Annotated in this window: 19 protein-coding genes; 15 read left to right on the top strand and 4 right to left on the bottom strand. The window is 48.1% G+C overall.

Annotation, left to right across the window (positions count from 1 at the left end; genetic code table 11):
* Nucleotides 1-142 precede the first annotated feature (142 nt).
* On the bottom strand, nt 143-1,189 hold the full coding sequence (locus tag NST07_RS09240; protein WP_342481421.1) for a LacI family DNA-binding transcriptional regulator: 1,047 nt from the start codon (nt 1,187-1,189) through the stop codon (nt 143-145).
* A 361-nt stretch (nt 1,190-1,550) separates the two neighbouring features.
* Here NST07_RS09240 and NST07_RS09245 point away from each other — a divergent pair, with 361 nt between their 5' ends.
* From NST07_RS09245 to NST07_RS09280, 8 genes are all read left to right on the top strand, one after another.
* Nucleotides 1,551-2,918, top strand: a complete 1,368-nt coding sequence (locus NST07_RS09245; protein ID WP_341377831.1) for an extracellular solute-binding protein — start codon at nt 1,551-1,553, stop codon at nt 2,916-2,918.
* A gap of 121 nt (nt 2,919-3,039) precedes the next feature.
* Nucleotides 3,040-3,933, top strand: coding sequence for a sugar ABC transporter permease (locus tag NST07_RS09250; protein WP_341097598.1), 894 nt, complete (start codon nt 3,040-3,042; stop codon nt 3,931-3,933).
* The gene (locus tag NST07_RS09255) at nt 3,933-4,769 is read left to right on the top strand and encodes a carbohydrate ABC transporter permease (RefSeq protein WP_341091259.1); all 837 of its coding nucleotides are present in this window, start codon (nt 3,933-3,935) and stop codon (nt 4,767-4,769) included. Before NST07_RS09250 ends, NST07_RS09255 begins: the two co-directional genes overlap by 1 nt.
* 29 nt (nt 4,770-4,798) lie before the next feature.
* Nucleotides 4,799-7,537 (top strand): cellobiose phosphorylase, encoded by a 2,739-nt coding sequence (locus tag NST07_RS09260; RefSeq protein WP_342481422.1) that lies wholly within the window; start codon nt 4,799-4,801, stop codon nt 7,535-7,537.
* 122 nt (nt 7,538-7,659) lie between these two features.
* Nucleotides 7,660-8,544 (top strand): hypothetical protein, encoded by an 885-nt coding sequence (locus tag NST07_RS09265; RefSeq protein WP_341091262.1) that lies wholly within the window; start codon nt 7,660-7,662, stop codon nt 8,542-8,544.
* A 105-nt stretch (nt 8,545-8,649) separates the two neighbouring features.
* Nucleotides 8,650-9,741, top strand: coding sequence for a 3-phosphoserine/phosphohydroxythreonine transaminase (gene serC / locus NST07_RS09270; RefSeq protein ID WP_342481932.1), 1,092 nt, complete (start codon nt 8,650-8,652; stop codon nt 9,739-9,741).
* Between the two features lie 160 nt (nt 9,742-9,901).
* A complete protein-coding gene (gene trmL, locus NST07_RS09275) occupies nt 9,902-10,366 on the top strand; it encodes a tRNA (uridine(34)/cytosine(34)/5-carboxymethylaminomethyluridine(34)-2'-O)-methyltransferase TrmL (protein WP_076113061.1) in 465 nt (154 codons plus the stop codon).
* 124 nt (nt 10,367-10,490) lie between these two features.
* A complete protein-coding gene (locus NST07_RS09280) occupies nt 10,491-10,745 on the top strand; it encodes an AbrB/MazE/SpoVT family DNA-binding domain-containing protein (protein WP_341091264.1) in 255 nt (84 codons plus the stop codon).
* A gap of 363 nt (nt 10,746-11,108) precedes the next feature.
* On the opposite strand, the gene NST07_RS09285 is transcribed toward NST07_RS09280, so the two are convergent.
* Both NST07_RS09285 and NST07_RS09290 read right to left on the bottom strand, forming a co-directional pair.
* Entirely contained in the window at nt 11,109-12,176 is a 1,068-nt protein-coding gene (locus NST07_RS09285; RefSeq protein ID WP_341377834.1) for a phosphodiester glycosidase family protein, read from the bottom strand.
* Complete coding sequence (locus NST07_RS09290) at nt 12,173-12,580, bottom strand: hypothetical protein (protein WP_341091266.1); 408 nt, start codon at nt 12,578-12,580, stop codon at nt 12,173-12,175. Before NST07_RS09290 ends, NST07_RS09285 begins: the two co-directional genes overlap by 4 nt.
* 280 nt (nt 12,581-12,860) lie before the next feature.
* Here NST07_RS09290 and NST07_RS09295 point away from each other — a divergent pair, with 280 nt between their 5' ends.
* The 5 genes from NST07_RS09295 (at nt 12,861) to NST07_RS09315 (ending at nt 17,695) form a co-directional block, all read left to right on the top strand.
* On the top strand, nt 12,861-13,517 hold the full coding sequence (locus tag NST07_RS09295) for a response regulator transcription factor (protein WP_038588414.1): 657 nt from the start codon (nt 12,861-12,863) through the stop codon (nt 13,515-13,517).
* Nucleotides 13,518-13,583: 66 nt separating this feature from the next.
* Nucleotides 13,584-14,801, top strand: coding sequence for a PLP-dependent aminotransferase family protein (locus NST07_RS09300; RefSeq protein ID WP_341377836.1), 1,218 nt, complete (start codon nt 13,584-13,586; stop codon nt 14,799-14,801).
* A gap of 552 nt (nt 14,802-15,353) precedes the next feature.
* Nucleotides 15,354-16,016 (top strand): HAD family hydrolase, encoded by a 663-nt coding sequence (locus NST07_RS09305; RefSeq protein WP_341377837.1) that lies wholly within the window; start codon nt 15,354-15,356, stop codon nt 16,014-16,016.
* Between the two features lie 188 nt (nt 16,017-16,204).
* Nucleotides 16,205-16,897 carry an ABC transporter ATP-binding protein gene (locus NST07_RS09310; protein WP_341091270.1) on the top strand — a complete coding sequence of 231 codons (693 nt, stop codon included), beginning with the start codon at nt 16,205-16,207 and terminating at the stop codon, nt 16,895-16,897.
* A 24-nt stretch (nt 16,898-16,921) separates the two neighbouring features.
* Nucleotides 16,922-17,695: a hypothetical protein gene (locus NST07_RS09315; RefSeq protein ID WP_342481423.1), complete on the top strand. Its 774-nt coding sequence runs from the start codon at nt 16,922-16,924 to the stop codon at nt 17,693-17,695.
* Nucleotides 17,696-17,698: 3 nt separating this feature from the next.
* Here NST07_RS09315 and NST07_RS09320 read toward each other — a convergent pair whose 3' ends face one another.
* On the bottom strand, nt 17,699-18,550 hold the full coding sequence (locus tag NST07_RS09320) for a DUF2161 family putative PD-(D/E)XK-type phosphodiesterase (protein ID WP_341091272.1): 852 nt from the start codon (nt 18,548-18,550) through the stop codon (nt 17,699-17,701).
* A 231-nt stretch (nt 18,551-18,781) separates the two neighbouring features.
* Here NST07_RS09320 and NST07_RS09325 point away from each other — a divergent pair, with 231 nt between their 5' ends.
* Both NST07_RS09325 and NST07_RS09330 read left to right on the top strand, forming a co-directional pair.
* Nucleotides 18,782-20,677, top strand: a complete 1,896-nt coding sequence (locus NST07_RS09325; protein ID WP_038588431.1) for a PrkA family serine protein kinase — start codon at nt 18,782-18,784, stop codon at nt 20,675-20,677.
* Nucleotides 20,678-21,113: 436 nt separating this feature from the next.
* Nucleotides 21,114-25,661, top strand: coding sequence for an S-layer homology domain-containing protein (locus tag NST07_RS09330; RefSeq protein WP_342481424.1), 4,548 nt, complete (start codon nt 21,114-21,116; stop codon nt 25,659-25,661).
* The last annotated feature ends 133 nt before the right edge of the window (nt 25,662-25,794 follow it).

The raw sequence follows: 25,794 nt of genomic DNA on the forward strand, positions 1-25,794 counted from the left end.
ATTATTTCACCTGTCTACTATATGGGGAGCATATCATATCATGCTGGGATAGCCTCTTTGTTTTTAAAGCAGGATCAACGTTAGCACTTGGGTGGACGCTGCTGCGAACGGAGCGTTGTACCAATCGCTGATATGCCGCGTGTTATTGAGCCGTATTCAGGCTTCGCTCAGCTGCGCCGCAGGACTCCCGTACAACGAGCTCAGGCTCTACTACGATGAAGGAAGTTGTGCCCGACTGGCTGTTTATAAGGTCATAAAACATCAGAGCGGCCAGGCGCCCTATCTTGCTTTTATTTTGTCTAATTGTACTTAACTTCGGCGTTGTATAATTGCAGGCTTCGATGTCATCACAGCCAATAAGCGCAATCGTATCGGGAATAGATAGGGATGCTTCTTTAAGGGCCCGGATTGCACCAATAGCAAGCTGGTCTGAGGCAGCAAATACAGCCCTTGGCAGATTTCCGCCAGCAATCATTCGGCGCATGGCTTCATAACCGCTGGCTTCGTAAAAATTACTTCCATTGATGAACCATCGTTCGTTGATTGGCAATCCTAAATCCTCAATCGCTTTACGATAACCACTTTCGCGCATATTTGAGATGTCTGATTCCAGTGTGCTGCCGATATACCCAAGCGCTCGATAACCAAGTAAATAAAAGTGTTCTACTACTTTGGAGGACATTTTAAAGTTATCTGACATGATATAACCGGAGTTACCTCCGGATAGCTTTAAGTCAACGCCAATACAAGGGATAGGGCTATTATCCAATTGGGCGATGGAAGGTTCCAGCTCTTGTCCAGAGATGAGCACGCACCCGTCCACATTATAATGCTGACAACGGGCTAAATAGTCGTTGGTGTCACCGCTTTGGAACTTTTCGTTCGAGAAGAATAAAAGGTCGTAACCAAGCAGGCCCATTTGTTTTTTGAAGGCATTAAGCACTTCGACAAAAAAAGGATGAGTAAAATCAACGTTCAGCTTCCCGGCAAATATAACACCTATGAGATTTGAGGATTTAGTTGCCAATGTCTTAGCTGAATTGGAAGGGGTATACCCGGTCTCTTTTATAATCTGTAGAACTTTCGTTTTGGTATCTTCCGAAATTTCACTGTAGTTATTGATAATTTTAGAAACTGTCGAAACAGAAACTCCGGCTATTTTCGCTATATCTTTGATGTTATAGGCCATTTAAAGCCCCCCTTATTGTAAAAATGGCTCTTCAGAGGATAATAATGAGAGTGATTTATACAGTTAAAATGATGCGAATGTAAACTTAACGAAATAGTTTCGTTTATTATATTATAGCTGATAAAGGGTGGAGTCAATGGAATGTTGCATAAATCCTTAGATATATCCAGGTTACAAAAGGATTTTCAGAAAAAAATCTAACTTTTTGAATATAAAAAAAACTCTTTACAAAGATTATTAACGATGCAATAATAAATTCAACGAAACCGCTTTCTGTAAATAATGGATCAGTGTTTCGTGGATTCAAGAATTGAAGGTTGTTTCGTAGAAAATGACACCAATTATCTAGGGGGTAACAAAAATGGTAAAGAAGCTTTCTGCAATTTTGTTGAGCTCAGCTATAATGCTCTCATTAGCGGCATGTGGAGGCGGCAATAACAACACGAACGGCGAAGCGAAAAATGCTTCGGGAACCGATAAGGCTTCTGGCGGCAAGAAGGTTATTAAGATCCTGCACTGGAAGCAAGAGAACATTAACAAAGCCATTACAGAAATTAACAAGAAGTTCGAGGAAAAGTATCCCGAGTACAAGGTTGAGTACACAACAACTGGTCCGGATGATGAATTCAAACAAGCGCAGAGAGCGAGAATTACAGCTGGTGACGTTGACGTTCTCGCCGATCTGTCCGGCATGAGACTATCTCCGAAAGACTGGACTCCAGGTGCTAAAGTGCCGGACTGGCAACAATGGATTGATTCAGGATTGATTGCTGATTTGAGCAGTGAAGCTTTCGTTAAGAATTACAATGCTAATGATATTGCTAAAGCCGGCACTTACAAGGATAAAGTGTATGCGATTCCAACCGGTAAAGTTGCAATGTCAGGTTTCTTCTATAATAAAGCAATATTCGAAGAAAATGGTTTGAGTATTCCAACAACATGGACTGAGTTCATTGGTCTGCTTGATACTCTGAAATCTAAGAGCATTGTGCCAATCGTTGTAGCAGGTAAAGACGTATGGCCTCTGAAATTGCCGGCGTTCGGTCTGCAGGCTAAGATTTTGGGCGGCGGCAACCAGCAGCAATGGATAGAAGGCGTTTGGAAGGGGACTTCGGCGTTCAATGATGCTGAGGCTGTAGAAGTACTTGAGAAAATGAAGACGCTTCAGGATAAATACTTTATTGATGGTTTCCTGGGTATCGACTATGCAACGGCGCCATCGTTTTTCGCAACAGGAAAAGCGGCTATGATCGCTGATGGAACATGGGATGCGCCTACAATCGCTGCAGCAAACCCGGATTTGAAATTCGGATACTTCCCAATTCCGGCTACAGAAGATGCAGCCAAGAACAATTCTCTTGTCGGCAAATACGATGTAACCTGGTATGCAGCAGAGAAAGGCCCGAACAAAGAAGGCGCATTGAAATGGCTTGAGTTCTTCTCTGAAAAGGAAAATTACACGCAATATGTAAAAGCGGCAGGATTCTTGCCTACGCAAGACAACATTGCGACGGATAGCGAATTCATTGATAAAGAACTTGCTCCTTACATGACTGGCGACTTTGAACTTGCTTATGAAATCATGATGATTAACCGTGACAACGTTGGTGAGCACATTGCTGCTGAAGGCGTGCATACGGAGTATCTGGCTCCAGGCGGCGAATTCAAAACCGCTAAAGAGCTTGCAGATGTACAACAAAAAGAATGGGAAGCTGCTGCACCTAAATAAGCTGCTAGCCTGATAAACTGACATCTACAACATACTGTGCACCAACATGTTCTACGGATTCGGGGTCTGTTCAGTGCAGACCCCGATCATTTATTGAAATAGGATTGGGTAGGTGAGAGAAATGTATCCGTTTGGGAAAGGTTTAAAACGATATATCCCGCTTTTGCTATTAATGATTCCGCTATCATTGTACGTTATTTTCTATTTTGCCCCATCTATGATGACGGTCATCTATTCATTTACGGATATTACCAATGTTCCAGGCAGCAAGATGAATTTCGTAGGCCTTGACAATTATTATGATGTATTTTACTCCGGAAATTCAGGCGAGCGTGTGGATTCTATTATACGTACTATTTATTTCATGATCATTGTTACGATTATACAGAACGGTGTTGGACTTCTGATGGCTGTAGTCATCAACCAGAAGCTGAAGGGCGATTATTTCTATCGTGCGGTTTTCTTTTTGCCGGTTGTGCTTGGTGTAGCGGTAGTTGCGCTGGTATGGGGCATGATGTTCGATCCTCTGAGCGGTCCAGTAAATCAAATGTATGATTCTTTGTTCGGTTATAAAGATATGTTCTTTGGAAGCTTTAGCCATGCGTTCGGTTATATCATATTCACGCAAATTTGGATGTACATGGGTTATTCGATGCTGATCTTCCTAGCGGGACTACAATCCGTTCCGAAAGATTTATATGAAGCCGGGTATATTGACGGAACTACGAAGTGGCAATCTTTCAAAAACATTACGTTTCCGCTTATCGCTCCCTCCTTCACGATTAATATAATCCTGTCGATTATCGGCGCAATGTCAACCTTTGATATTATTCTAGCCACTACAGACGGCCGCTTTAACACAAGAACGATGGCGTATGATGTGTATAAAGAGACATTCCGCGGTTCCCTGGAGATGGGGCTGCCTTCAGCGCTTTCCGTAGTACAGTTCCTAATGATTTTGGTGTTTGTTGTAATTGCTGTTAAACAAATGCGTAAGAGAGAGGTGGAGTATTAATGAAAGAATCCAAAACCGCCAAAACTCTCTCTTATATGCTGATTGCAGTATTGTTAGTTTTGTATATCCTGCCGTTGCTATTTGTAATTAACATATCCTTTAAGCCCTTTACTGAATATTTGCTGGACCCTATCGGTCTAGTGAAAAATATCCAATGGGATAATTACAAGGAAGCTTGGGTTCAGGGCAGTTTCTCTAATTATTTCTTAAACAGCTTGTTATATACAAGCGTTGCAACAGTGCTGACACTGATCGTATCGTTATTTGGAGCTTTCCCGGTAGCGAGGAATTATGTGAAGTGGAGCGGGTTTATTTATCTGTTCTTTTTGCTGTCCCAGTTCCTTCCGAATCCTATGGTCGCACAGTTTAAGTTAATGCTTACTATGAAGCAGGAGCTCGGTTTTGTGGGTTACGATACGAAGCTGGGTTATATTCTGCTGAAAACCGGCGGTACAGGCATCGTATTCATGATGTTCGTAGGCTATATAAAAGGAATTAGCCGCGAAATGGATGAAGCAGCCGGTATGGACGGTGCTGGTTACATTCGCTACTTGTTTCAAATTATCCTGCCGCTGATGAAGCCGGTAATTGCAACAGGCGTTATTCTAACGGCAATCAGCATCTGGAATGACTTCGTAGGTCCAGTCATGTATTTGCCTAGTCCGGAACATTACCCCATTACCTTCGGGCTTAAAGAATTCCGTGGCCAGTACGGAAATAACTGGCCTATGTTAGCGTGCGGTATTATGATCGTTTCTGCACCGCTTATCGTGCTGTACACCTTCATTCAAAAGTATATTGTTGACGGAGCATTGGCAGGTGCGGTTAAAGCTTAGGCAGATGTGTAAATGAGAGGATGAATACTATGGACCGTAACAAAATATACGGCTTCGAATTCACTGGTAACGATGGGGAATTCAGGCTTCAGAACCCGGATCGCAGCAGCTTCTTATACTTCCCTCTGGTAAATGAGGGAGGAATGATGTCTACTGTAACTCCAAAGCTTCACGGTCAGGCGACCACCGGACATAATACATTTCTTACTCCGCCGTTATCGGTTGAGGACTTGCATACTTCACGGGCTTCACGCAACTTCTGGGTATATGCGGATGGAAAGGGAGCATGGTCTGCAACCGGTAACTCTGCTAAGCAAAATGCGGAATTCTATTCTTCTTCAGCTGACGAAGCCTTGCTGGAGGCGGGATTCTTATGGCATCGCATAACCCGCAGCAACGCTGTGATGGGCGTTAAGGCAGTGACGACCAGCTTTGTGCCAAGCGGTAATGATAAGATAGAACTAATGAAAGTAACGCTGGAAAATACAGGTTCAAAGACGCTTACACTGACGCCGACTGCTGTAGTCCCACTCTATGCCCGTTCTGCAGATGACCTGCGGGATCACAGACATGTGACTTCTCTGCTGAACCGGATATACACTTCGCCTTATGGTGTGGAGGTTCAACCGGCCCTTTCCTTTGATGAGCGCGGCCACCGCATAAACCATACCTCGTATGGGGTTTTTGGAGCGGAGGGTGACGGCAGTCAACCGGCAGGATTCTTTCCTGTTCAGGAGGAATTCATCGGAGAAGGCGGAAGCCTGGATTGGCCTGAAGCTGTTGTCCTTAATACTGCTCCGGACATTGGTAAAGGCGGGGGTGTGCAAAGAGAGGGCTACGAGGCGCTTGGCGGTCTGAGGTTTGATCCGGTATCCCTGTCTCCTGGTCAAAGCCATTCTTATGTAGTAATTATGGCCATTGAAAGTGAAAGAATAAATACTAATGCGTTGATTGGCAAGTACGGGACAACTGAAGCCTTTGATCGCCTGCTGGAGGAAACGAAAGCCTTCTGGGCAGAGAAGGTGAATAGGGTACAATTTCAAACCGGTGAACCCGATGTTGACCAGTGGATGAAATGGGTGACAATCCAACCGGTGCTTAGAAGACTCTATGGCAACTCTTTCTTGCCGTATCATGATTACGGAAGAGGCGGACGCGGCTGGCGGGATCTTTGGCAGGACTGTCTGGCACTGCTTATTATGGAACCGGCAGAAGTGCGCAGCCTGCTGCTGAATAATTACGCCGGAGTAAGAATAGACGGCAGTAATGCGACTATTATTGGTCAACAGCCAGGTGAATTTATTGCAGACCGCAACAATATCCCCCGTGTATGGATGGATCATGGAGCGTGGCCGTTCCTGACGACGATGCTGTATCTGGATCAAAGCGGGGATTTGGACTTCCTGCTCCAGAAGCAGACCTACTTCCGTGACAGCTTTATGAGCCGCTGCAAGGAACGGGATGCATCCTGGAACACAACAGTTGGCAGTTCCCTTAGAACTGATTCCGGAGAGGTCTACGAAGGTACGATTCTGGAGCATATTCTGCTGCAAAATTTGGTTCCGTTCTATAACGTTGGCGAGCATAACAATATTTTGTTGGAGGGTGCTGACTGGAATGACGGGCTGGATATGGCGGCAGACCAGGGTGAAAGTGTAGCTTTTACAGCCTTCTATGCAAGTAATCTGAAAGATATTTCACAGCTGCTGCGCATCCTCAAACAATCCAAAGGTCAAGAAACCATTGAACTGGCGGAAGAGATGAAGCTGCTGTTTGATTCACTGGAGGAAAGTGTGAATTATGAGTCTGTATCAGCAAAGCTGGGAAGACTCGATCTTTACTATGCCTCAGCACCTAATAAGGTTAGCGGGAAGCGTATTGCTCTTGATACGGATAAAATAGCAGATGATCTGGAGAAGAAAGCCGCATGGATATTCAATCACTTGCGCAATAACGAGTGGTTGCAAAGTGAAAAGGGTGACGGCTGGTTTAATGGTTACTATAATAACGACGGTGAACAGGTGGAAGGCGAGTTCTCTGAAGGTGTCCGCATGACGCTTACGGGCCAGGTATTCCCAATTATGGGCCATGCAGCAGCGCCGGATCAGATTCCGCACATCATCTCTGCAGTTGAGCGTAACCTGCTGGATGCCAAAATCGGATACAGGCTCAATTCCAGTTTTGGAGGTATCCAGCAGAATCTGGGCCGCGCCTTCGGTTTTGCTTTTGGTCATAAAGAAAATGGAGCGATGTTCAGCCACATGACTGTAATGTACGGGAACGCGCTCTACAAACGCGGTTATGTGAACGAGGGTCATAAAGTTATGAAATCCCTTTACAGCCTAAGCTCGGACTTCGAAACGAGCCGGATTTATCCGGGTATCCCTGAATATATCAATGAACAAGGCAGAGGGATGTACACGTATCTGACTGGCTCGGCTAGCTGGCTGCTATTGACCATGGTCACTGAAGTATTTGGTGTTAAAGGCAAGCTTGGAGATCTGTTACTGGAGCCAAAGCTGGTAAAAGAGCAATTCGATACGGAAGGAAGAGCTTCGATTAATACAATTTTCGCGGATCGCGAATTTAAGGTGGTCTACAAGGCCGCAGGAAGCTTTAATTATGGAGAGTACCAAATACACTCTGTTTCCCTTAATGGCAGCGAGGTGACGCTTCAGCGCGTCTCAGGAGGTGCGGTGATTCCGCGTGCGGAGTTGCTCTCTCTGCAGACCGGGGAATGTCATCTAATCGAAGTGACATTAGCGTAATCTAGACAGGGAACAATCAAACGTCTGTACCGTTGCTTATTACGGTTGCAGGCGTTTTTTGGAAACATATGAGAGGTATGACTCCATTTCATTCTTGGTAAACAGAAAGGACGCGTTAATATATGGGTATCACGTTGTCAAATGATATTTTAACTGTTGAAATCGCTGATCTGGGAGCATATAAAGGAACCAGGTTCGACTGGACGGGCTTTATAACGCAGGTAACCCTGGAACAGGGGAAACATATGTTTTGCGTTCCGGAAAGCCTTGTGCCCGGACAGGGTACTGGCGGTATTGGGCTATGTAATGAATTCAGCATTTCCCGGGCAATTGGCTATGACGATGCAGAAGTAGGAGAATGGTTTCCGAAGCCGGGAGTAGGGCTGCTGCAAAAGCAGGAAGATGCCCCCTATTTTTTTGCCGGAAGTTATCCGCTCATTCCCTTTGAGGTGATTGAAGAACACACTACAGATTCGGTTACTTATTCGGTGCAGCCGATGGAGTGCCGGGGATACAGCATGCTTTTAACCAAGAGGATCTCACTGGATGAAGACAGGCTGAACATCTCTTATACTCTGGAGAATAGGGGGTCTAAGGAGCTTCGGATAGAGGAATACAATCATAATTTTATTGGAATCAACGGTGGAAATGTCGGCTCAGGGTATGAACTGAGATTGCCGGGGATTGCCAGGGTAGAGCAGGCGGAGTCCAGCTATACGGAGGAATTGCTTAGCCTGACCGGGGATAAACTAAGCTGGAATAATGAACCTAATCGCTCCTTTTATTGTAAGCTGGGCGGTTGGGAAGCTGTTAGGGACTCCTTTTATTGGGAAATTACTCATCGGCCAAGCAGAGCTGGGATCAGGGAATACGGAAATTTTCAGCCGGACCGGATGGCGCTATGGGGCGAGAAGCATGTTATTTCGCCGGAAGTTTTTGCGGACATCAGCATTTTACCGCGTCACAGCAAGGATTGGAGCCGCAGCTATCAGTTTTTCACCATTTAAGCCTGGAGATTATACTTTCCATGTGAATAATTATACTTGATGGTGTGTTAGATTACTGCTATCATAATCTCTATCCATATTCGCAGGAGAGAAAGGGTGGGGGCAATTTTGAGCAAGAGAGCATACAATTTTAATGCAGGTCCGGCGGCGCTGCCGCTTGCAGTATTGGAACGCGCACAAGCGGAGTTTGTCGAATTCCGGGAAAGCGGAATGTCCATTATGGAGATGTCGCACCGTGGGGCGGTATACGAGTCCGTTCATAACGAAGCTCAGGAACGTCTGCTGTCACTCCTTGGCAATCCGCAGGGCTATAAGGTATTGTTCATCCAAGGCGGAGCAAGCACCCAGTTCGCCATGCTTCCGATGAACCTTGTCTCCGAGGGCCAAGTGGGCAGCTATGTCATGACAGGAAGCTGGGCAGATAAAGCCCTCAAGGAAGCCAAATTGGTTGGTGGCGCCCATGTCGCCGCATCCTCGGAGGACAAGAAGTTTCTGGCGATTCCAGAGCTTAGCAGCATCAAGGCAGCGGATAACGCAGCGTATCTGCATGTTACGTCGAATGAAACGATTGAAGGAACACAATATGCGGAGTTTCCGGATTCCGGCTCCATCCCGCTGATTGCAGACATGTCCAGCGACATTCTGAGCCGTTCCTTTGACGTGAATAAATTCGGACTGATTTATGCCGGCGCACAAAAAAATCTCGGACCATCAGGCGTAACTGTAGTTATCGCCAAGGAAGAGCTGATCGAGAAGTCGCCTTCCAATATCCCGACGATTCTGCGTTACGATACGCATTATAAGAACAACTCTCTCTACAATACGCCGCCATCCTTTTCTATATACATGGTTAATGAAGTGTTAAAATGGATAGGGGAGCAGGGCGGGCTTGCAGGTATCGAAGTTAAGAACCGCGACAAAGCCGGGCTACTCTATAATCATATTGACGGCAGTGATGGTTTCTACCGCGGAGTTGCGGAACAAGGCAGCCGCTCCATCATGAACGTTACATTCCGGATGCAGTCGGAAGAGCTTGAGAAGCAATTCGTCAAGGCTGCCGAACAAGAAGGTTTTGTCGGTCTTAAGGGCCACCGCAGTGTTGGAGGCTTGCGCGCTTCCATTTATAACGCGGTTCCTTATGAGAGTGTTAAGGCGCTTACCGATTTCATGCAGCATTTCCGGCAAACTCAGGGCTAATGTATAAAAGCTTTTGAACCTTCCGCCTGCAGGCGGAAGGTTTTCTGCGTGACACACCACGCGCCGTGTATGATCTATAAGCGCCGCCCTCACCTTAGAGGATCTCCTTACTAACACATTATAGGGCTGTTAGAGCCTACAGAGAGGAAGCATTCACACTATGGCACTTCATATTGTGCTGGTAGAACCGGAAATTCCGGCGAATACCGGCAATATTGCCCGCACTTGTGCGGCAACAGGCACGCATCTTCATCTGGTTCGCCCCTTGGGCTTCCGTACCGACGACGCTACGCTGAAACGGGCAGGACTGGATTACTGGCACGCCGTAAATATCGAATATCATGATTCGTTTGGGGAAGTGCTGGAGAAGTATAAGGAAGGCCGGTTTTTCTATGCTACAACCAAGGCCGAGAAGCGCTATACCGATTTTGCCTTTCAGGATGGGGATTTCTTCGTTTTCGGCAAGGAAACCAAGGGTCTGCCAGCCGATATTCTGGAAGCCGGGAAAGAAACGAGAATGCGCATGCCAATGAGCGATGCTGTCAGATCGCTTAATTTGTCAAACTCGGCGGCCATTATTGTCTATGAGGCGCTTCGCCAGCTAGACTTTCCACAACTTTTCTAAAAACGGACATGAATTTTTATTTATTTCAGCAGGATTCGACAATTGATTAACGAAATAGTTGAATAGTGCCGAAAAAAGTAGTAGTTACTAATTATTAGTTGAACAGGAGAGGTGTAAGTTAGATATGAAACCTGCTGGCGTTGTTCGGAAAGTAGATCAGCTGGGTAGAATCGTTCTGCCTAAGTCCCTGCGTAAAAGGTATCAAATGAATGAAGGCGATCCGGTAGAAATTCTGGTACAGGGCGACCATATCATTCTGGAGCGTTACCGCCCCAAATGTGTATTTTGCGGATCAGTTGAAGGTGTAAGTGAATATAAAGATCGTTATATTTGTGCTGAATGTCTTGGGGAAATGACTCAACTTTCAAGACACGCCTAGAAATTACGCTTTCTCCTGCTGAAAGCAAGCAAATTTAATTGTACATAGTATGGCCGCAGCAGGGTGTCTGCCGTCTCCATTACTAAAAAAAGCACCGCACAGATGTGCGGTGCTTTTTTTTGAAGCAGCGAATGCTTGGGTCCATCCAGGCTTTTATAAGCCCTTGGTCTTATCGTCGTTGTAGGAGGAGGTTAGAATTCCGGTCAGGAACAGCAGAAATACCAGGGTTATGATCCAAAAGGTCAAGGAAAACGACATGCTGGACACCTCCATAAGGATCTGTATTCGTTATCCTGATTATAACCTGGTCTATATCAAAAACAAAAGAAAAATGTGAGATGCCGCACAGACAACTGGAAAAGGTTATCTGAAAAACAGGAAACTGGTTGGCACCTGGCGGAGATTCCCGTCCGATGGATTGTTAATAACCTTTCCTCTAAAGATCAGGGACGAAGATCCCCCGCCATCCAGATTGTAGGCATCGATCACACCCATGTTGTACAGCTTGTTCTGGATTTCCTCCAGCGTAGCACCGGAGTTGCCGTTTTCGTTGTAGCCGTCCGCCACGAGCACGAGAAGCTGATCATCCTTGTACTTGCCGATTACGGTGCGCGGGGCACGTTTGGGGCTCGTCTTCCACTTATCCGGGATCACCATCTTGGTGTTGTTCTTCAACAGGACCGGGACAAAGGTGGCGCCGAACAGCGGCTCCAGCTGGTCGAGTTGTGTCCGGCTGAAGAATTTGCCGCCGATCAGCTGTCCTGATTTATTCAGGCCAACGAAGCTGAGATCCTTGTAACTCGGCTCGAATCCGTACAAATATTGGCCGCCTACAACGGTCGTGGACAAGGGATAACGTTTACCGCCCTTATCGGCAAACCCTCCGGCATTGATGCCGGCTGTTGCACCGTAACGGTTGACGGCGCGCATGGTGGTTTCAGCTCCGCCGGAGCCATCCTCGGCCAGGCTCATTTTCATGGCAGAAGCATCCTTCAGCTTGATTTTTAGGGCATAGGCTTTATAGTTACCGGGATTTAAGCGGTAAAGTTCGATGGTAATGCGTTCGCTGTTCACAATATCGGCAGGAATTCCCAGCCTGGCTGAAATTCTCCGGTTATAGATTAGCTCCGGGCGGGATGCCTGGGTTTTGGCGGTATTAACAATGGCATTCATCGCGTTTGTTGTTTGTTTGTAAAGCTGTGCACTGGCACCTATTGAATCTATGGTATAGGAAGCGGAGGCCTCGGCCAGCTTCAAATCATTCTTCAAAGAGGTTGTTAATTCAAGCGGCCCCGGGGCTGCAGCGAACTGTTCTGTGTTCAGCTTCAGGTCAAGCGGCGGCTGATACCACCACAGACAGAGCAATAACCCGAAGAAGGGAGCAGTCAGCAGCATAAAGAACCGGTTGACTCGTTGGACAGGGGTTCTCATTTCAGCAGATCCATCTCTTTCTTCAGGGCATCGAGTTGCTTGCGGACCTCGTTTAACTGGGTATACAGCTTGTTGCTGTTGTCTGTCTTGCTGCTTGCATTGTCTTTGGTAAAGGTGAGCAGTTCATTAAAGCTCTGAACGGTGCTCTGCAATTCCTTCACCTCTTCAGAGAGAACGGCGATTCGCGCTTCATAATCGGTCTTCAAAACGGTAAGCTGCTGCTGGCTTTGAGTGCCAAGTTCGCTCAGCACCTGCTGCTTTAGATGGTTGGTATAGCTGTACACGGCATAGAAGCCGAGCCCGATCATCAAAATCCAGAACAGTAAAAACCATTTTACGGAAGGGCCGCTTCTCGCTGCAGTACGGCGCGAGTGTACCGGGGTCGATTCCGCTAGCGGTTGCATTACATCACCTCAGGTTGTTTTTTTCAAGTCCCCATTCTATCAGACTTTTTGAGATTTCGCAAAAGTGAAAGAGAGTCGGAAAAAGGGAAAAAGTAATTGCATCCTGTTAAACTACTGCGATACAATTTCTATAGATTGGAATATCTGATGGGCGTATACAAGGTAAAAGAAGGAAGAAAGGATAAAAATGCAACCATCCTTGCATACGTAATAACTGGAAAACCCCGAGGCGTTGTTCACTCTGGGTAAATTATATAGATAGCAGGAGGTCAGGGAGTTAATGATGAAGGTGTGGCGGGGGATCATCGTGGGATGTCATCCCACAAGTATGCTTGGAACAAAATTGATTTTGGAGGAAGGGGGAGAGCTGGAAATTCTGGGGATGTATTCGACTTGGAACGAAGGCGTTTACAATGTGCGTGAAAGTCAGCCGGATCTGGTGCTGGCGGATTATCAGATGCCGGAAGGAAATGTGGAGAGCATTTTGCCGGAGATGAAGAGCAGTTCGCCAAATTCTCATTTCATCATCATGACGGAAGAAGAGGACAAGACTTTATTTCAGCCGCTGCTTGAGCTTGGGGCAAGCGGAATACTCTCCAAGGGAGCTTCTCCCCGCCAGTTGCTGCTGATGATTGACGGATTGCGGGAAGGTTTCCTCTCTATACCGTTTGACTGGATTGAAAAAGGATTTCGGCTGGCACCATCGTCACAGGGGCTGGATGGTGTCATGCAGCTGACCCAGACCGAGATGTTCATTATGGAGCGTATTGTGCAGGGAATCACTTATGATAAAATTGCACTTGAAATAGAGGTAAGCCGGCGTTCCATAGACAATTATTTGCGCAAAATTTATGTGAAGCTTGAAGTGTCGACGAGAGCGCAGGCTATCGAGAAGTTTGCTCTTTTCTCAAGGCAGAACAAGCAAATCTACGCATAGGACCACGCTAACGACATATTGCCGGCTGGGCTGGAATATTCTTGGTACCAGGGGAGGGGGGAACATATGAGATATGAGTTTTCTGCCCGCGCACATACCTTGCTGTCTTCACCGCTGTTGAGTATACGCACCAAGACGCGCCGGGGCACGTTGATTTCACTGGCGGAAGAGCTTCCGGCGGAAGAATTGTTCCCGTTGTCCTTGCTTGCCGAAACCGCGTCTACAGTCATCTCCGCAGATGCCGGGGCACTGCAGTACGGTGATCCGGAAGGGTACGGTCCGCTGCGGGAGTGGCTTACCGGGGATTGGCTGAAAGCCAAAGGTGTGGCTGTTGCCGAGGGCGGAGTTCTTCTGACAACGGGAAGTCAACAAGCCATCGATTTGCTGTCCAGGGTATACATAGATCCCGGAGACCGGGTTCTTGTAGAGAATCCCACCTCACCAGGCATTCTGCAGGCGCTCCGTATGCAGGGTGCGGTGATTATTCCTGTGCAGGGAGACAGGGACGGACTGCTGCCGGAGCATCTGCGTACCCAAATCCGGCAGCACCGGCCTAAGATGCTGTTTGCAACACCGAGCTTTACGAATCCAAGCGGTATTCTCTGGAGTCTGGCAAGACGCAAGGAGGTGCTGGAGCTGTGCACCGCCCATAACGTGCTGATTGTCGAAGACGATTCCTATGGTGATCTGCATTTTCAGCGTAATGGCCAGCATCCGTCCGTAAAATATCCGTCGCTTTATGCGCTGGAGAATGTAAGCGAGGGTGGACATGTGCTCTACATCGGTTCTTTCAGCAAAACGGTCGCGCCCGCTCTGCGGACGGGCTGGGCGGCAGGCAGCCGGGAGCTTATCGGCATGATGGCTGCCGCAAAGCAGATGGCCGACTGGCAGTCCAGCTCCCTAAATCAGCGGCTGCTGCATCATCTGCTGGATGTCACCTCTTTTGATCTGCGTGAGCATATTGCCCTCTTGAACCGGGAATACAATACCCGCCTCAAGCTAATGGCTGAACTGCTGAAGCGTCCGGCCTGGAAGAGCAGCACCTATAGTCTGCCGGAAGGCGGCATGTTTCTGTGGGTATCGCTGCCGGCTGGGCTGGATGCTATGGCACTGCTTAAGGCCTCGCTGGCTAAAGGCGTAGCTTTCCTGCCCGGCCCCCTGTGTTGTGTCAGCGGCGGCGGTAACCGCATCCGCCTCAACTTCAGCCATCCCGGCCGGGATGAGCTGCTGCTGGGCATGAACCTGATGAGTGAGGCCGTGACGGAGTTTACGGCCCGGAGCTGAGGGGAATGGGGTATTGATGACAACTGGGTTGATTGGTTAGAGTTTAAAGTTAGGGGTTGTAGTTTGTGACATATGCGGCTATGAGTAGCGTCTGCTGTATTTAGTACAATAGATTTCCCGTTTTTGGCAGTCTGATAGGATTCTGTTGCATTCTGTGCAGTAGAATTGGGCGAGAATGGGCTTTTTGGGTGAACGCGGGGGCGTGATCTCTACCCTATGAGCGAAATACGCGATAATTGCACTTTATACAGCTAAAACTCCATATGGATGGGCGAATGAGGAGATAGCTGCACTTCGTACAACTAAATAGATGTCATTCGGGCAAAACGGAAGGATTCGCCATTTTTAATTGTAGAGCATACAACTATATCTTTGAAACAACTATATTGCTCCCGAATAGCTGCACCAAATACACTTATCGAAACTCGAAGCAAGCAACCTAAACCAGCGTTCATACGTAGCAAACAACAATCAAGGGGTTGGCGGAGGTTGGCCGGAGTCAGCAGCAGATAACTCAATAATAAACGCGCTTAAGTGTGGAAGGGCAGGAAGATGGAAATTAAAGCGGTGCTCTTCGATCTGGATGGAACGTTATTGGACCGCGAGTCCTCTCTGGTCTCTTTTGTCCGCGATCAGTATGAACGATATCCACAATTTCAGTCTGTTCCTAAAGAAAAATTTCTGCAGCGGTTTGTCGAGCTGGATCAGAACGGTTATGTCTGGAAGGATAAAGTGTATCAGCAGCTTCTTGAGGAGTTTTCTATCCGGGAGCTAAGCTGGGCAGAACTTCTGAATGATTATCTGCATGGTTTCCAAGGACATTGCATCGGATTTCCTAATATGATGAGTATGCTTACAACATTAAAGGCAAACGGAATCAAACTCGCGCTGGTATCCAACGGCTATGGTCAATTCCAATATGATAATTTTCAAGCACTGGGAATCAGCCCTTTGTTCGATGAGGTGTTGATTTCAGAGTGGGAAGGTCTGCGCAAGCCGGACCCGGCGATTTTCCTTCGGGCATTGACGAAGCTAGGGGTTAAGGCGGAGGAAACGCTGTTTGTCGGCGACCACCCGGACAATGATATCCGGGCGAGCCGCGCCGCTGGCCTCAGAGCAGCATGGAAACAAAGCACACTATTTTCTACAGATATAGAGGCGGATGTAATATTTGAAGATCTTGAGGAATTAGTTCAGTATGTAATAATCGATTAAGATAATGGCAGTGTGCAGGCTAGTATTGGTGAAAAGGCAAGTCTTCCGGTATGGGGGGCTTGCTTTTTGTTTATGCAAATACATGGCATTTCAGCGCAGCTTGCAGGGATGTTTCGAGTACAGGAGTCTAATGGATTGGAATGTATATATATGGATATAAGAAAGACCGAATGAAGAGGAGGGGCAATGTGGGAAATGTACTGGAATGTGCGAATCTGACGAAAATGTATGGAAAAAAGGCTGCTTTAAACGGACTGAATCTGACAGTTCCCAAGGGAAGTATAGTAGGGCTGCTCGGGCCGAACGGGGCGGGAAAAACGACGCTTATGAAGCTGATCGTGGCTTTGCTGCGGAATTATAAAGGGACGATTACAGTCGGTGGACAACGTCCCGGTGTGGAAACGAAAAAGATTGTATCCTATCTGCCGGACAGAGAATTTCTGTATTCATGGATGAGTATTGAGGAGTGTGTTGATTTTTATTATCACGCTTTTGCCGATTTTCAGCGGGACAAGGCCTGCGGAATGATAGAGATGCTCGGATTGAATCTTAAAGATAAGGTGAAGTCCCTGTCCAAAGGAATGCAGGAGCGTGTGAGCTTATCGCTTACGTTTGCACGCCGGGCCCAATTATTCGTACTTGATGAACCCTTAGCGGCTGTCGATCCATCAACACGTGATAAAATCATGCAGATTATCCTGGATAATTTTGACCCTGACAGCTCCATTCTGATCAGCACCCACCTGATTCGCGATGTCGAAAGCCTGTTTACGCATATAGCGATTGTGGACGAAGGAAAAGTGCAGCTGCAGGGGAGCGTGGAGGAATTGAAACGGGAGTATGGCATGCCCATTGAAGATTTGTTTAAAAACATCGTTTAACCATTTGAGAAGGGGAGTAGTTACGTGATTCTAGTCCATCAATTTAAACTGGAGTGCAAAAGACATTTTGCAATGTTCGCCTCATTAACTGGATTAAGCTGCTTAATCAACCTGTATTTCCTGTTCAGCCCAGGCCAAGATCTGGAATTTCTGATTCTCACCGTAAACATGGTCATCGGCATTCTAATCCCGGTGTACATCTATGTGGATTATTACAAGGAATTCTTCACGGGTACGATGCCGGTTAATCATATGCTGCCTGTCAAGACTTCATCGCTGTTTCTGGTGAAATCGGCTGTTTTTATGCTCGGCACCATGGCGGTATGGTCGACGACATTGCTGGAGGTGTTTTTAAATCCTGATGGCTTATATCAGGCGAGGATTGCTGATTCGGCCAGTCCGGCGTTAGGAATCCTGTATCTGTTGTTGTCCAAGCTGTGCAGTATCCCTGCCGGACTGGCCTTAATAGGACTGGCGCTGGCTGCAGGCAAAAGACAACGCAAACCGTTATTAAGCCATCTCTGCATTGCTGTCCTGATTGTTGCGGTTGTTGCTGTCCAGTTCGCTCTGGTTATCCAGGACAGCTCGCACTGGAGCATAGGAACGTCGGCTAATGAGTCCTTCAAGCAATACGCCAATCTGCTGACGGTCAGTCCCATCTATCAGGAGCAGGCGGCCAATATTAACGATACGATCAGTTGGCAGTCTATTGGCATGAATCTGCTGGTCGCCTGTATTGCAGGCAGCGGGGCAGCCCTTCTGCTGAACGGACGGAAATATGAGCTGTACGGAAAATAAAGCTTAGGCTCGGCTTCCGGTGATGTTCGCATATTCGATCAGCGCCGCTGTTCCGGCGGCCGTGAGCGTGTAGCGGCCGCGCCCCACCCGGAAGAACCACCCATAGTAGTTCTTCTGCAGGAATGCGGCGGCGCCCGGCACGCCGCTTCTCTTGCGCAGCTCGGCGGGTGTGACGCCGAGCGGAGCTTTCGCCCGGCTGTCCGCAGCCGCCGGGCCTAAGGCAGACACAGCAGCGGCGTCCGCTGCTGTGTCTGCCCCTGGCGCGCCGCCGCGTCCGGCGCGCTTCCCGGCGAGGCCGGCCGCCGCAAGGGCGGCTTCGGCCTCTGCGGCCTGCAGCGCGAGCGCCACGCGCAGCGCCTTCTCGCGGTAGGCCGTCACGAGCTTGACGCGTGTGCTGCCGCCGGTGTTGTAGTCGCCGCTGCGCTCGCGGAACTCATAGAGCAGCCGCTCGCGCCGCCGTGTGCGGCTGCGGGGCTGGGGCGGCGCGTCGCCTGGCTCCGCGAGCACCTCGACCAGCGGTGCCTTGGTCTTGTAAAAGACCACAGTGATCAGCCCAAGGCCAAGGCGGCGGCATAGCCCGCTGAGTTCGCCCCAGCGCTGGTTCACCGCGCCTTTTTTGTCACGTACGCGCTCCACGGCGAGATAAACGTTGGGACTTAACCGCAATCGTTCAATCCCCTGCAGCAGCAGGGCGAGGTTGAACGATTTTTTCATCTCCACGATCAGCGGCTGCTCCTCACCCTCACGCAGGCCAACCAAATCACAGGTCCGCACCTCGCCTTTGATGTCATAGCCTTGTCTCTCAAAAAAGCTCTTCAAAGGAGCATAAAGCTCCGTTTCATGCCTTACGGCCATATTTGTCACTCCTGTGTCCTAATGTTGCGCCCCCGCTGAATCAATGGCAAAGTGTCTGAATAAGCTTGGAGGACAAGCCCGCACTTTGTACCGGTATTTTATAAGGGAAATCATGATTCTCTATTATAGCACAGCAAAAAAGAGGTAAACTATTCCCGGCTCGCCGCATAGGTATGTAATACACTTTTAAAGCTGTGGAGCAAGTAGGAGCGCAAGAGGAGGTAGCGAGCAATGGATATTTTTGAGCGTATAGCTTCGTATCGGGCTGAGAACGACCGTTTGGCGTGGAGCGGCACCTTCAAGGACTATATAGAACTGCTGAGAAAAGACCCCTCTCCCGCTAAAACAGCTCATTCCCGTGTATACGACATGATCAAGTCACACGGCGTAGAGGACATTAATGGACGCAAGCGGTATAAATTTTTTGAGCAGGAGATATTTGGACTCGACCGGGCGGTGGAGAAGCTGGTGGAGGAATATTTTCATTCTGCAGCCCGGCGTCTCGACGTACGCAAACGGATATTGCTGCTTATGGGACCAGTTAGCGGAGGGAAATCGACATTGGTTACGCTGCTGAAACGTGGCCTTGAGCAGTATTCGCGTACGGATGCAGGAGCGGTGTATGCCATTGAAGGCTGCCCGATGCATGAGGACCCGCTACATTTAATTCCGCTGGAGCTTCGCCCGGAGATCGAGAGAGAACTGGGTGTGCGGATCGAGGGCAATCTCTGCCCTTCCTGCCAAATGCGGCTGAAGAATGAATACCACGGCGACATCGAGCAGGTGAAGGTTGTACGGGTGCTGCTGTCGGAGGAGGAGCGGGTGGGCATCGGGACCTTCAGTCCGTCCGATCCGAAGTCGCAGGATATCGCTGACCTCACAGGCAGCATCGACTTTTCCACGATTACCGAATTCGGTTCGGAATCCGATCCGCGCGCCTACCGCTTCGACGGGGAACTGAACAAAGCGAACCGCGGAGTGATGGAGTTCCAGGAAATGCTCAAATGCGATGAGAAGTTTCTGTGGAACCTGCTGTCGCTGACCCAGGAAGGCAACTTTAAGGCCGGGCGCTTCGCATTGATATCGGCGGACGAGATGATCATCGCCCACACGAATGAAACGGAGTACAAATCCTTTATCTCCAACAAAAAAAATGAAGCACTTCAGTCCCGCATGATCGTCATGCCTGTACCGTACAACCTGAGAGTGTCGGAAGAGGAAAAAATCTACGCCAAGCTGATTGCCCAAAGCGACATGAAGCATGTGCATATTGCGCCCCACGCGCTGCGCGCCGCTGCGATTTTCTCAATCCTGACCCGCCTGAAGGAGAGCAAAAAGCAGGGGATGGACCTGATCAAGAAGCTGCGCATGTATGACGGCGAAGAGGTTGAAGGCTACAAGGAAGCCGACCTTAAGGAGATGCAAACCGAATATTTGGATGAAGGCATGTCAGGCATCGACCCGCGTTATGTCATCAACCGGATTTCCAGCGCCCTGATCAAAGGCGACCTGCAGTGCATGAACGCACTGGATGTGCTGCGGGCGATCAAGGATGGCTTGGATCAGCACCCTTCGATTACCAAGGAGGAGCGGGAACGGTATCTGAATTTCATTTCCATCGCCCGCAAGGAATACGATATTCTGGCCAAAAGCGAAGTGCAGAAGGCATTCGTATACTCTTTTGAAGAGTCCGCCAAAACGCTGTTTGAGAATTATCTCGATAACATCGAAGCCTTCTGCAACTGGGCCAAGATTCGTGATCCGCTGACAGATGAGGAGATGGAGCCGGATGAGCGGCTGATGCGCTCCATTGAAGAGCAGATCGGCATTTCCGAAAATGCGAAAAAAGCTTTCCGTGAAGAAATCCTGATCCGTATTTCCGCCTATTCCCGCAAAGGCAAAAAGTTCGAGTACAACAACCACGACCGGCTGCGGGAAGCGATCGAGAAGAAGCTGTTTACCGATCTCAAGGATATCGTCAAAATTACCACCTCCTCCAAAACGCCGGATGAAAGCCAGCTCAAACGGATCAACGAGGTATCCAGACGCCTGATCGACGAGCATAACTACTGCCCGATTTGCGCCAACGAGCTGCTGAAATATGTCGGAAGTTTGCTGAATCGGTGACCGCATTCATTAGGCACATTCTCCGAACAAGAAATCTGCAAGCTGCATACTTTTGTATGTAACTGCAACACTGCGGACTGCCATAAGGCGGTCCTTTTTGTGGTGTTTTTTTAAGTGAAATGTACTGCTGAACGTCCATTCAAAACGCTGAAGCAGACAACTGGCGCACGATACATGCTGAACTTGCCAAGGGGGCAACGGACCGTACAGCACAATATTTATGTACTTTGGGCTCATATACCCAGATTCGCGGACCATATAGTTCTTGTGATGCTGCAAATCTATCCGAAAGACACCAAAAATACATACAAAAGCCGACATTTTCATAGGAATATCAATTTTTTCTTATAGTCGAAATTTAGGAGATGATGTAATTTAATAGCGGATTGATCTTTTATTATCATTGGGGGGAAGAATGTTGTCGAAGAGGAAGATTTTGAAGAGAGGTTTTGCCTTATTACTCGTGATTTGTTTCACGATATCTCCGTACGCCTCCGTATTCGCCGGGACGGCTTCGGATATTTCCGGAAATTGGGCCGAACCGCTAATTAGCAAGTGGATGGAAAAAGGGTTCATCTCCGGCTATCCGGATGGCCGCTTTAAACCGGCCAATCCCATCACCAGAGCCGAACTGGTTTCATTAGTTAACAAATCCTTTGGATTTGTGGAGACCAAGTCCGTGGATTTCAAGGATGTGGCAGCTTCAAACTGGGTGTATCCGGAGGTGTTAAAAGCAAATGCTGCTGGATACATTAGCGGATATGGCAACGGCTCTTTTGGACCGGGCAACAAGGTTACCCGACAGGAATTAGCGGTCATTGTCAGCAAACTGCTCGGATTGGCTGCATCAGCAGATGCCAACTTCAGCGATACAGCAGATAGTCCGGCATGGTGCAAAGACGCCATCCGTGCAGTGCAGGAGAAGGGGATTATGCAAGGCTTTGCAGACAACAGCTTTCATCCGGGTGATGCGGCGACCCGCGCCGAGGCTGTAGTTATTTTGGATAGAGCTCTGGACATACATAATTCAGTAGTTAGCGTAACATACAGTACACCAGGGACCTATGGCCCTGAAGCAGGGAATGCCGCCACCCTTCAGAATGTTATCATCAACTCGCCGGATATTAAACTCCGGAATACGACGATCAATGGTAATTTACTCTTGGGAGAAGGTATAGCAGAAGGCGAAGCGGTCCTTGAGAATGTGATCGTCAAGGGGACGACTACTGTCTCCGGCGGTGGTGCTCACAGCATTCATTTTAACAAGAGCACTCTTGGCACGGTCATCATCGACAAAAAGAATGGCAGTGTAAGAATTGTGGCAGAAGGAACGACGACGGTTGCCAATCTGCAGGTTCAATCGGAAGCGGCGATTGAATCGATCACGGGGGCAGCTGTAGGTGCAGTAACCTTATCGAAAGAGCTGCCGGGAAATGCCAAGATAAGCTTGAAAGGCAGCTTTAAGGAAGTCAACATTCAAGCACATAATATTGCTGTAGATATTCCTGAAGGAACGATTCAGAGTCTAAACGTGGCTAAAGAAGCCACAGGCAATAAACTGAAGAATGAAGCCAGCATCACAACGATGAATATCAATACTGGCCTGGATGTTACAGGCAAAGGCAAAATTGACACTGCGGTCATCAATGCCGTAGGCATTACGATGGAAACTTCGCCAGTCAAGCTGGAAGCTGGTAAAGACAGCGGCTCCGATGTTAAGGTCAAGATTGGCGGTGTTGACAAGTCGGCTGTGACGCCATCACCGACAGCGGCAGGAAACGCTAATCCGGCACCGTCGACAACGGCAACCCCGACACCAGCCGCGACAGCCACACCAGCCGCGACAGCCACACCAGCCGCAACAGCAACGCCAGCCGCGACAGCCACACCAGCCGCAACAGCAACGCCAGCCGCGACAGCAACACCAGCCGCAACAGCAACGCCAGTGGCGACAGCAACGCCAGTGGCGACAGCAGCGCCAGTAGCGACAGCAACGCCAGTGGCGACAGCAACGCCAGCGGCGACAGCAACACCAGTGGCGACAGCAACGCCAGCGGCGACAGCAACACCAGTGGCGACAGCAACGCCGGAGCCAACTGGAACACCGCCAGTATCGGGCGGCAATGTTAAGGGAAGTTTTACGTATGCAGACGGATCAATGGTTGGGGATGGAAAGCTGTATTTTTACAGGATGGAGAATAGAGTCGGAACTTCTTATAAGGTGGAGCTGGAGGACGGACGGTTTAGTATAGAGCTGCCGGACGGTCAGTACTATTTAAACAAGCTTTATATCCAGGAGAATCAAGAAACTATCGCTTTGTTCTATCCATTTAAGGTTGCAGATGGGAAGCTGGATTCAGGGATGCTGGAACTCAAGTTGTCTCCTAAATCGACAGGAACCATTCAATTTTCAGATGGCAGCACCATCAGCAATGGAAGCCTGAGTATCAGCAGTTCCAATACCAATCCTTCTTTAAATTACAGTGTTGATCTCCGGAACGGAGCCTTCAGTCTGTATTTGCCTGACGGCAATTATCAGGTCCATAGTTTATATAGTTCTGATATCCAAGAAAATATTGCATTGAACTATACGTTCACCATTACAGGAGGACACTCCACACCGAGTCCCCTAAGCTTTATAATACCTGCAGCTGTTACGGGAAAGTTCAAAAATTTCGACGGAACACCTGTTGCTTCCGGAACGATGAATGTGAGCCGGACGGATTCCGGCAACAATTCAAGCTATTTTGCCGGAATAAAGGAAGGACAATTCACTCTCTACTTACCGGATGGGGATTATCGTATCAATAATCTGTTTTCTTCGGATAATACGATGATGATGGGCGTCAACCAGACGTTCAGTGTGACCGGCGGCCAGACTAATCCGAGTCCGCTTGAAATTACGCTGCCGAAGCTGTTCAAGGGAACGTTAAGTTATTCAGATGGAAGTCCTCTAGGCGATGGTTCCGTGTTCGTGCTGAACACTGCAACAGGTGACAGGAATCCTAGCTACTCTTCCCAGGTGATTGATGGGCAATTTAAGGTCTACCTGCCTGACGGCACGTACCAGTTGAGTGAATTCCATAATGCAGATAATTCTGAGAGAATATCACTGGACTACAGCTTGACCATTGCGGGCGGTCAATCTACTCCTAATCCAATCAAGATTGTCGTTCCCAAGAAGCTTACGGGAACCATTGTAGATGGAGACAACCATCCGATTGATTCAGGGAAACTGTATGTGTACAGTACGACCAGTCCCAAAGTCCAGTATAATGCGGATATCAAAGACAGCAGGTTCGCGCTCTTTCTGCCGGACGGTACTTATCAGGCAGAAATGTTCTACGACGCACAAAACAAGAGGACCCCACTCAGCTATTCATTCACAGTAACGGAAGGACGTACTGTTCCAAGCACTCTATACATTGTCGTTCCTTCGGAAAATGTCGCAGGGACTGTAAAGTATTCGGATGGCAGAGATATTGAGGATGGTACGCTGCACATTACTAAGCGAAATATTTCAAATCCTATTTCTATCGATGCCCAAGTGGAAAAAGGATCTTTCAGGCTCTATCTTGAGGATGGAGATTATGAGATCATCAGTCATTATAGTAAAGACAACAAGGAATCGTTACTGATCTCCTATAAGTTCAAAGTAGTGAATAAGAAAAGCGTGCCTGCACCATTGTCTGTAGTTGTGCAGCTCAAGAACGTAACGGGGACGTTGCAATTTGAGGATAGTTCAACAATAAAGGATGGATTTCTGTCCATTACGGAAGAGACCACCCAAGCCTATGTAACGATTCAAGTGAAGGACGGGAAGTTTAGCTCTTATCTGCCTGACGGCAAGTATAAAGTGCACAGATACAACGTCATAGGCTCAGAGGGGAACATGTATCTCACCTACAACTTTACGGTAGCCGGAGGGAAACCGGTCCCAGCTCTGCTGGATATTAAACTCCCCAATTATAATGTAACAGGTACACTTAAATATCCGGACGGGTCTGCGGTTCCCGATGGCATATTGTTAGTCAGAGGTCAGACGGCAGGAGCCAGAGCTACTGTGGCTAAAGGACAATTTACGCTTACCTTGGCGCCGGGTAAATATGATGTGTACAGTTACAACGATTCAGCTATTCCGGCCTACTCGTTCGAAATTGTTGATAAGCAAATGAAAATCCTGGATATTACCATCCCTTTCAAGAGCGAGATTAAGGTAACCTATGCTGATGGTGCAGCACTTGGTATGAGCTACTTAAATATTAGCACTGATGGAGGGACATATACGAGCTACGGTACTTCTTCACAAAATGGCGTATTCAGTCTTTATCTTCCCGATGGAAAGTATAAGATATATAGCGTAACCGTTAATGATACCAGCAAGAATATTCCATTATATACTGGCATCACTGTAACAGATGGACATCTTAACCCGCAGCCGTATATTCTGAAGCTTCCTCCAAAAGTTTCGGGCTCAATCATTAATGCAGATGGAACACCAATTGCTAATGGAACAATCTTTCTCCACAGTGGGGGGAGCAGCGATTCTAAGCCATACTCTGCTATAATCAAAGACGGACAGTTCTCCTTGTATCTCCCGGAGGCTGACTACACAGTGGATAAATTTACTGACGAAGCCAATCAGAAGGACATTAAAATCTACTATTCCTTTAGTGTTGCAGCTGGACAGTCAGTGCCCAATCCACTTGTGATTACCGTGCCTGTGGAGTATTCCGGTACAGTTACCAAAGGCGGTAAACCTATGACTGGCGTTGTTCTATACTTGCATGACACTGACAACAACAACTCGTATTCAGGACAAATAAAAGACGGGAAATTCACCGTACTCTTGCCTGACGGAAACTACCAGCTCGATAGGGTCAATGACATGAATAACTTCAAGGATTATACGCTCAATCTGAAGTTCAAAGCATCAGCCGGAGTCGTAGATCCAGTGGACACTCTGAACATTACGATTCTTTAAGCAGATCTCCTGCACGGCAACACAATATGCTTACAAGCATCAAGCATCATATATACAACAGGCGAGCCTCCGGTATACGGGGCTTGCCTGTTGTTTTTTTAACGTGTGCTGCCGAGCAGTATTCTTTAGCAAA

This window comes from Paenibacillus sp. FSL L8-0340 (assembly GCF_038593145.1).
Lineage (GTDB): Bacteria > Bacillota > Bacilli > Paenibacillales > Paenibacillaceae > Paenibacillus_AQ.

What these genes read in the sequence shown, in the direction of transcription:
- NST07_RS09240 (WP_342481421.1), bottom strand. Translation starts at nt 1,189, where the DNA reads ATGGCCTATAACATCAAAGATATAGCGAAAATAGCCGGAGTTTCTGTT.
- NST07_RS09245 (WP_341377831.1), top strand. Translation starts at nt 1,551, where the DNA reads ATGGTAAAGAAGCTTTCTGCAATTTTGTTGAGCTCAGCTATAATGCTC.
- NST07_RS09250 (WP_341097598.1), top strand. Translation starts at nt 3,040, where the DNA reads ATGTATCCGTTTGGGAAAGGTTTAAAACGATATATCCCGCTTTTGCTA.
- NST07_RS09255 (WP_341091259.1), top strand. Translation starts at nt 3,933, where the DNA reads ATGAAAGAATCCAAAACCGCCAAAACTCTCTCTTATATGCTGATTGCA.
- NST07_RS09260 (WP_342481422.1), top strand. Translation starts at nt 4,799, where the DNA reads ATGGACCGTAACAAAATATACGGCTTCGAATTCACTGGTAACGATGGG.
- NST07_RS09265 (WP_341091262.1), top strand. Translation starts at nt 7,660, where the DNA reads ATGGGTATCACGTTGTCAAATGATATTTTAACTGTTGAAATCGCTGAT.
- trmL (WP_076113061.1), top strand. Translation starts at nt 9,902, where the DNA reads ATGGCACTTCATATTGTGCTGGTAGAACCGGAAATTCCGGCGAATACC.
- NST07_RS09280 (WP_341091264.1), top strand. Translation starts at nt 10,491, where the DNA reads ATGAAACCTGCTGGCGTTGTTCGGAAAGTAGATCAGCTGGGTAGAATC.
- NST07_RS09285 (WP_341377834.1), bottom strand. Translation starts at nt 12,176, where the DNA reads ATGAGAACCCCTGTCCAACGAGTCAACCGGTTCTTTATGCTGCTGACT.
- NST07_RS09290 (WP_341091266.1), bottom strand. Translation starts at nt 12,580, where the DNA reads ATGCAACCGCTAGCGGAATCGACCCCGGTACACTCGCGCCGTACTGCA.
- NST07_RS09295 (WP_038588414.1), top strand. Translation starts at nt 12,861, where the DNA reads ATGATGAAGGTGTGGCGGGGGATCATCGTGGGATGTCATCCCACAAGT.
- NST07_RS09300 (WP_341377836.1), top strand. Translation starts at nt 13,584, where the DNA reads ATGAGATATGAGTTTTCTGCCCGCGCACATACCTTGCTGTCTTCACCG.
- NST07_RS09305 (WP_341377837.1), top strand. Translation starts at nt 15,354, where the DNA reads ATGGAAATTAAAGCGGTGCTCTTCGATCTGGATGGAACGTTATTGGAC.
- NST07_RS09320 (WP_341091272.1), bottom strand. Translation starts at nt 18,550, where the DNA reads ATGGCCGTAAGGCATGAAACGGAGCTTTATGCTCCTTTGAAGAGCTTT.
- NST07_RS09325 (WP_038588431.1), top strand. Translation starts at nt 18,782, where the DNA reads ATGGATATTTTTGAGCGTATAGCTTCGTATCGGGCTGAGAACGACCGT.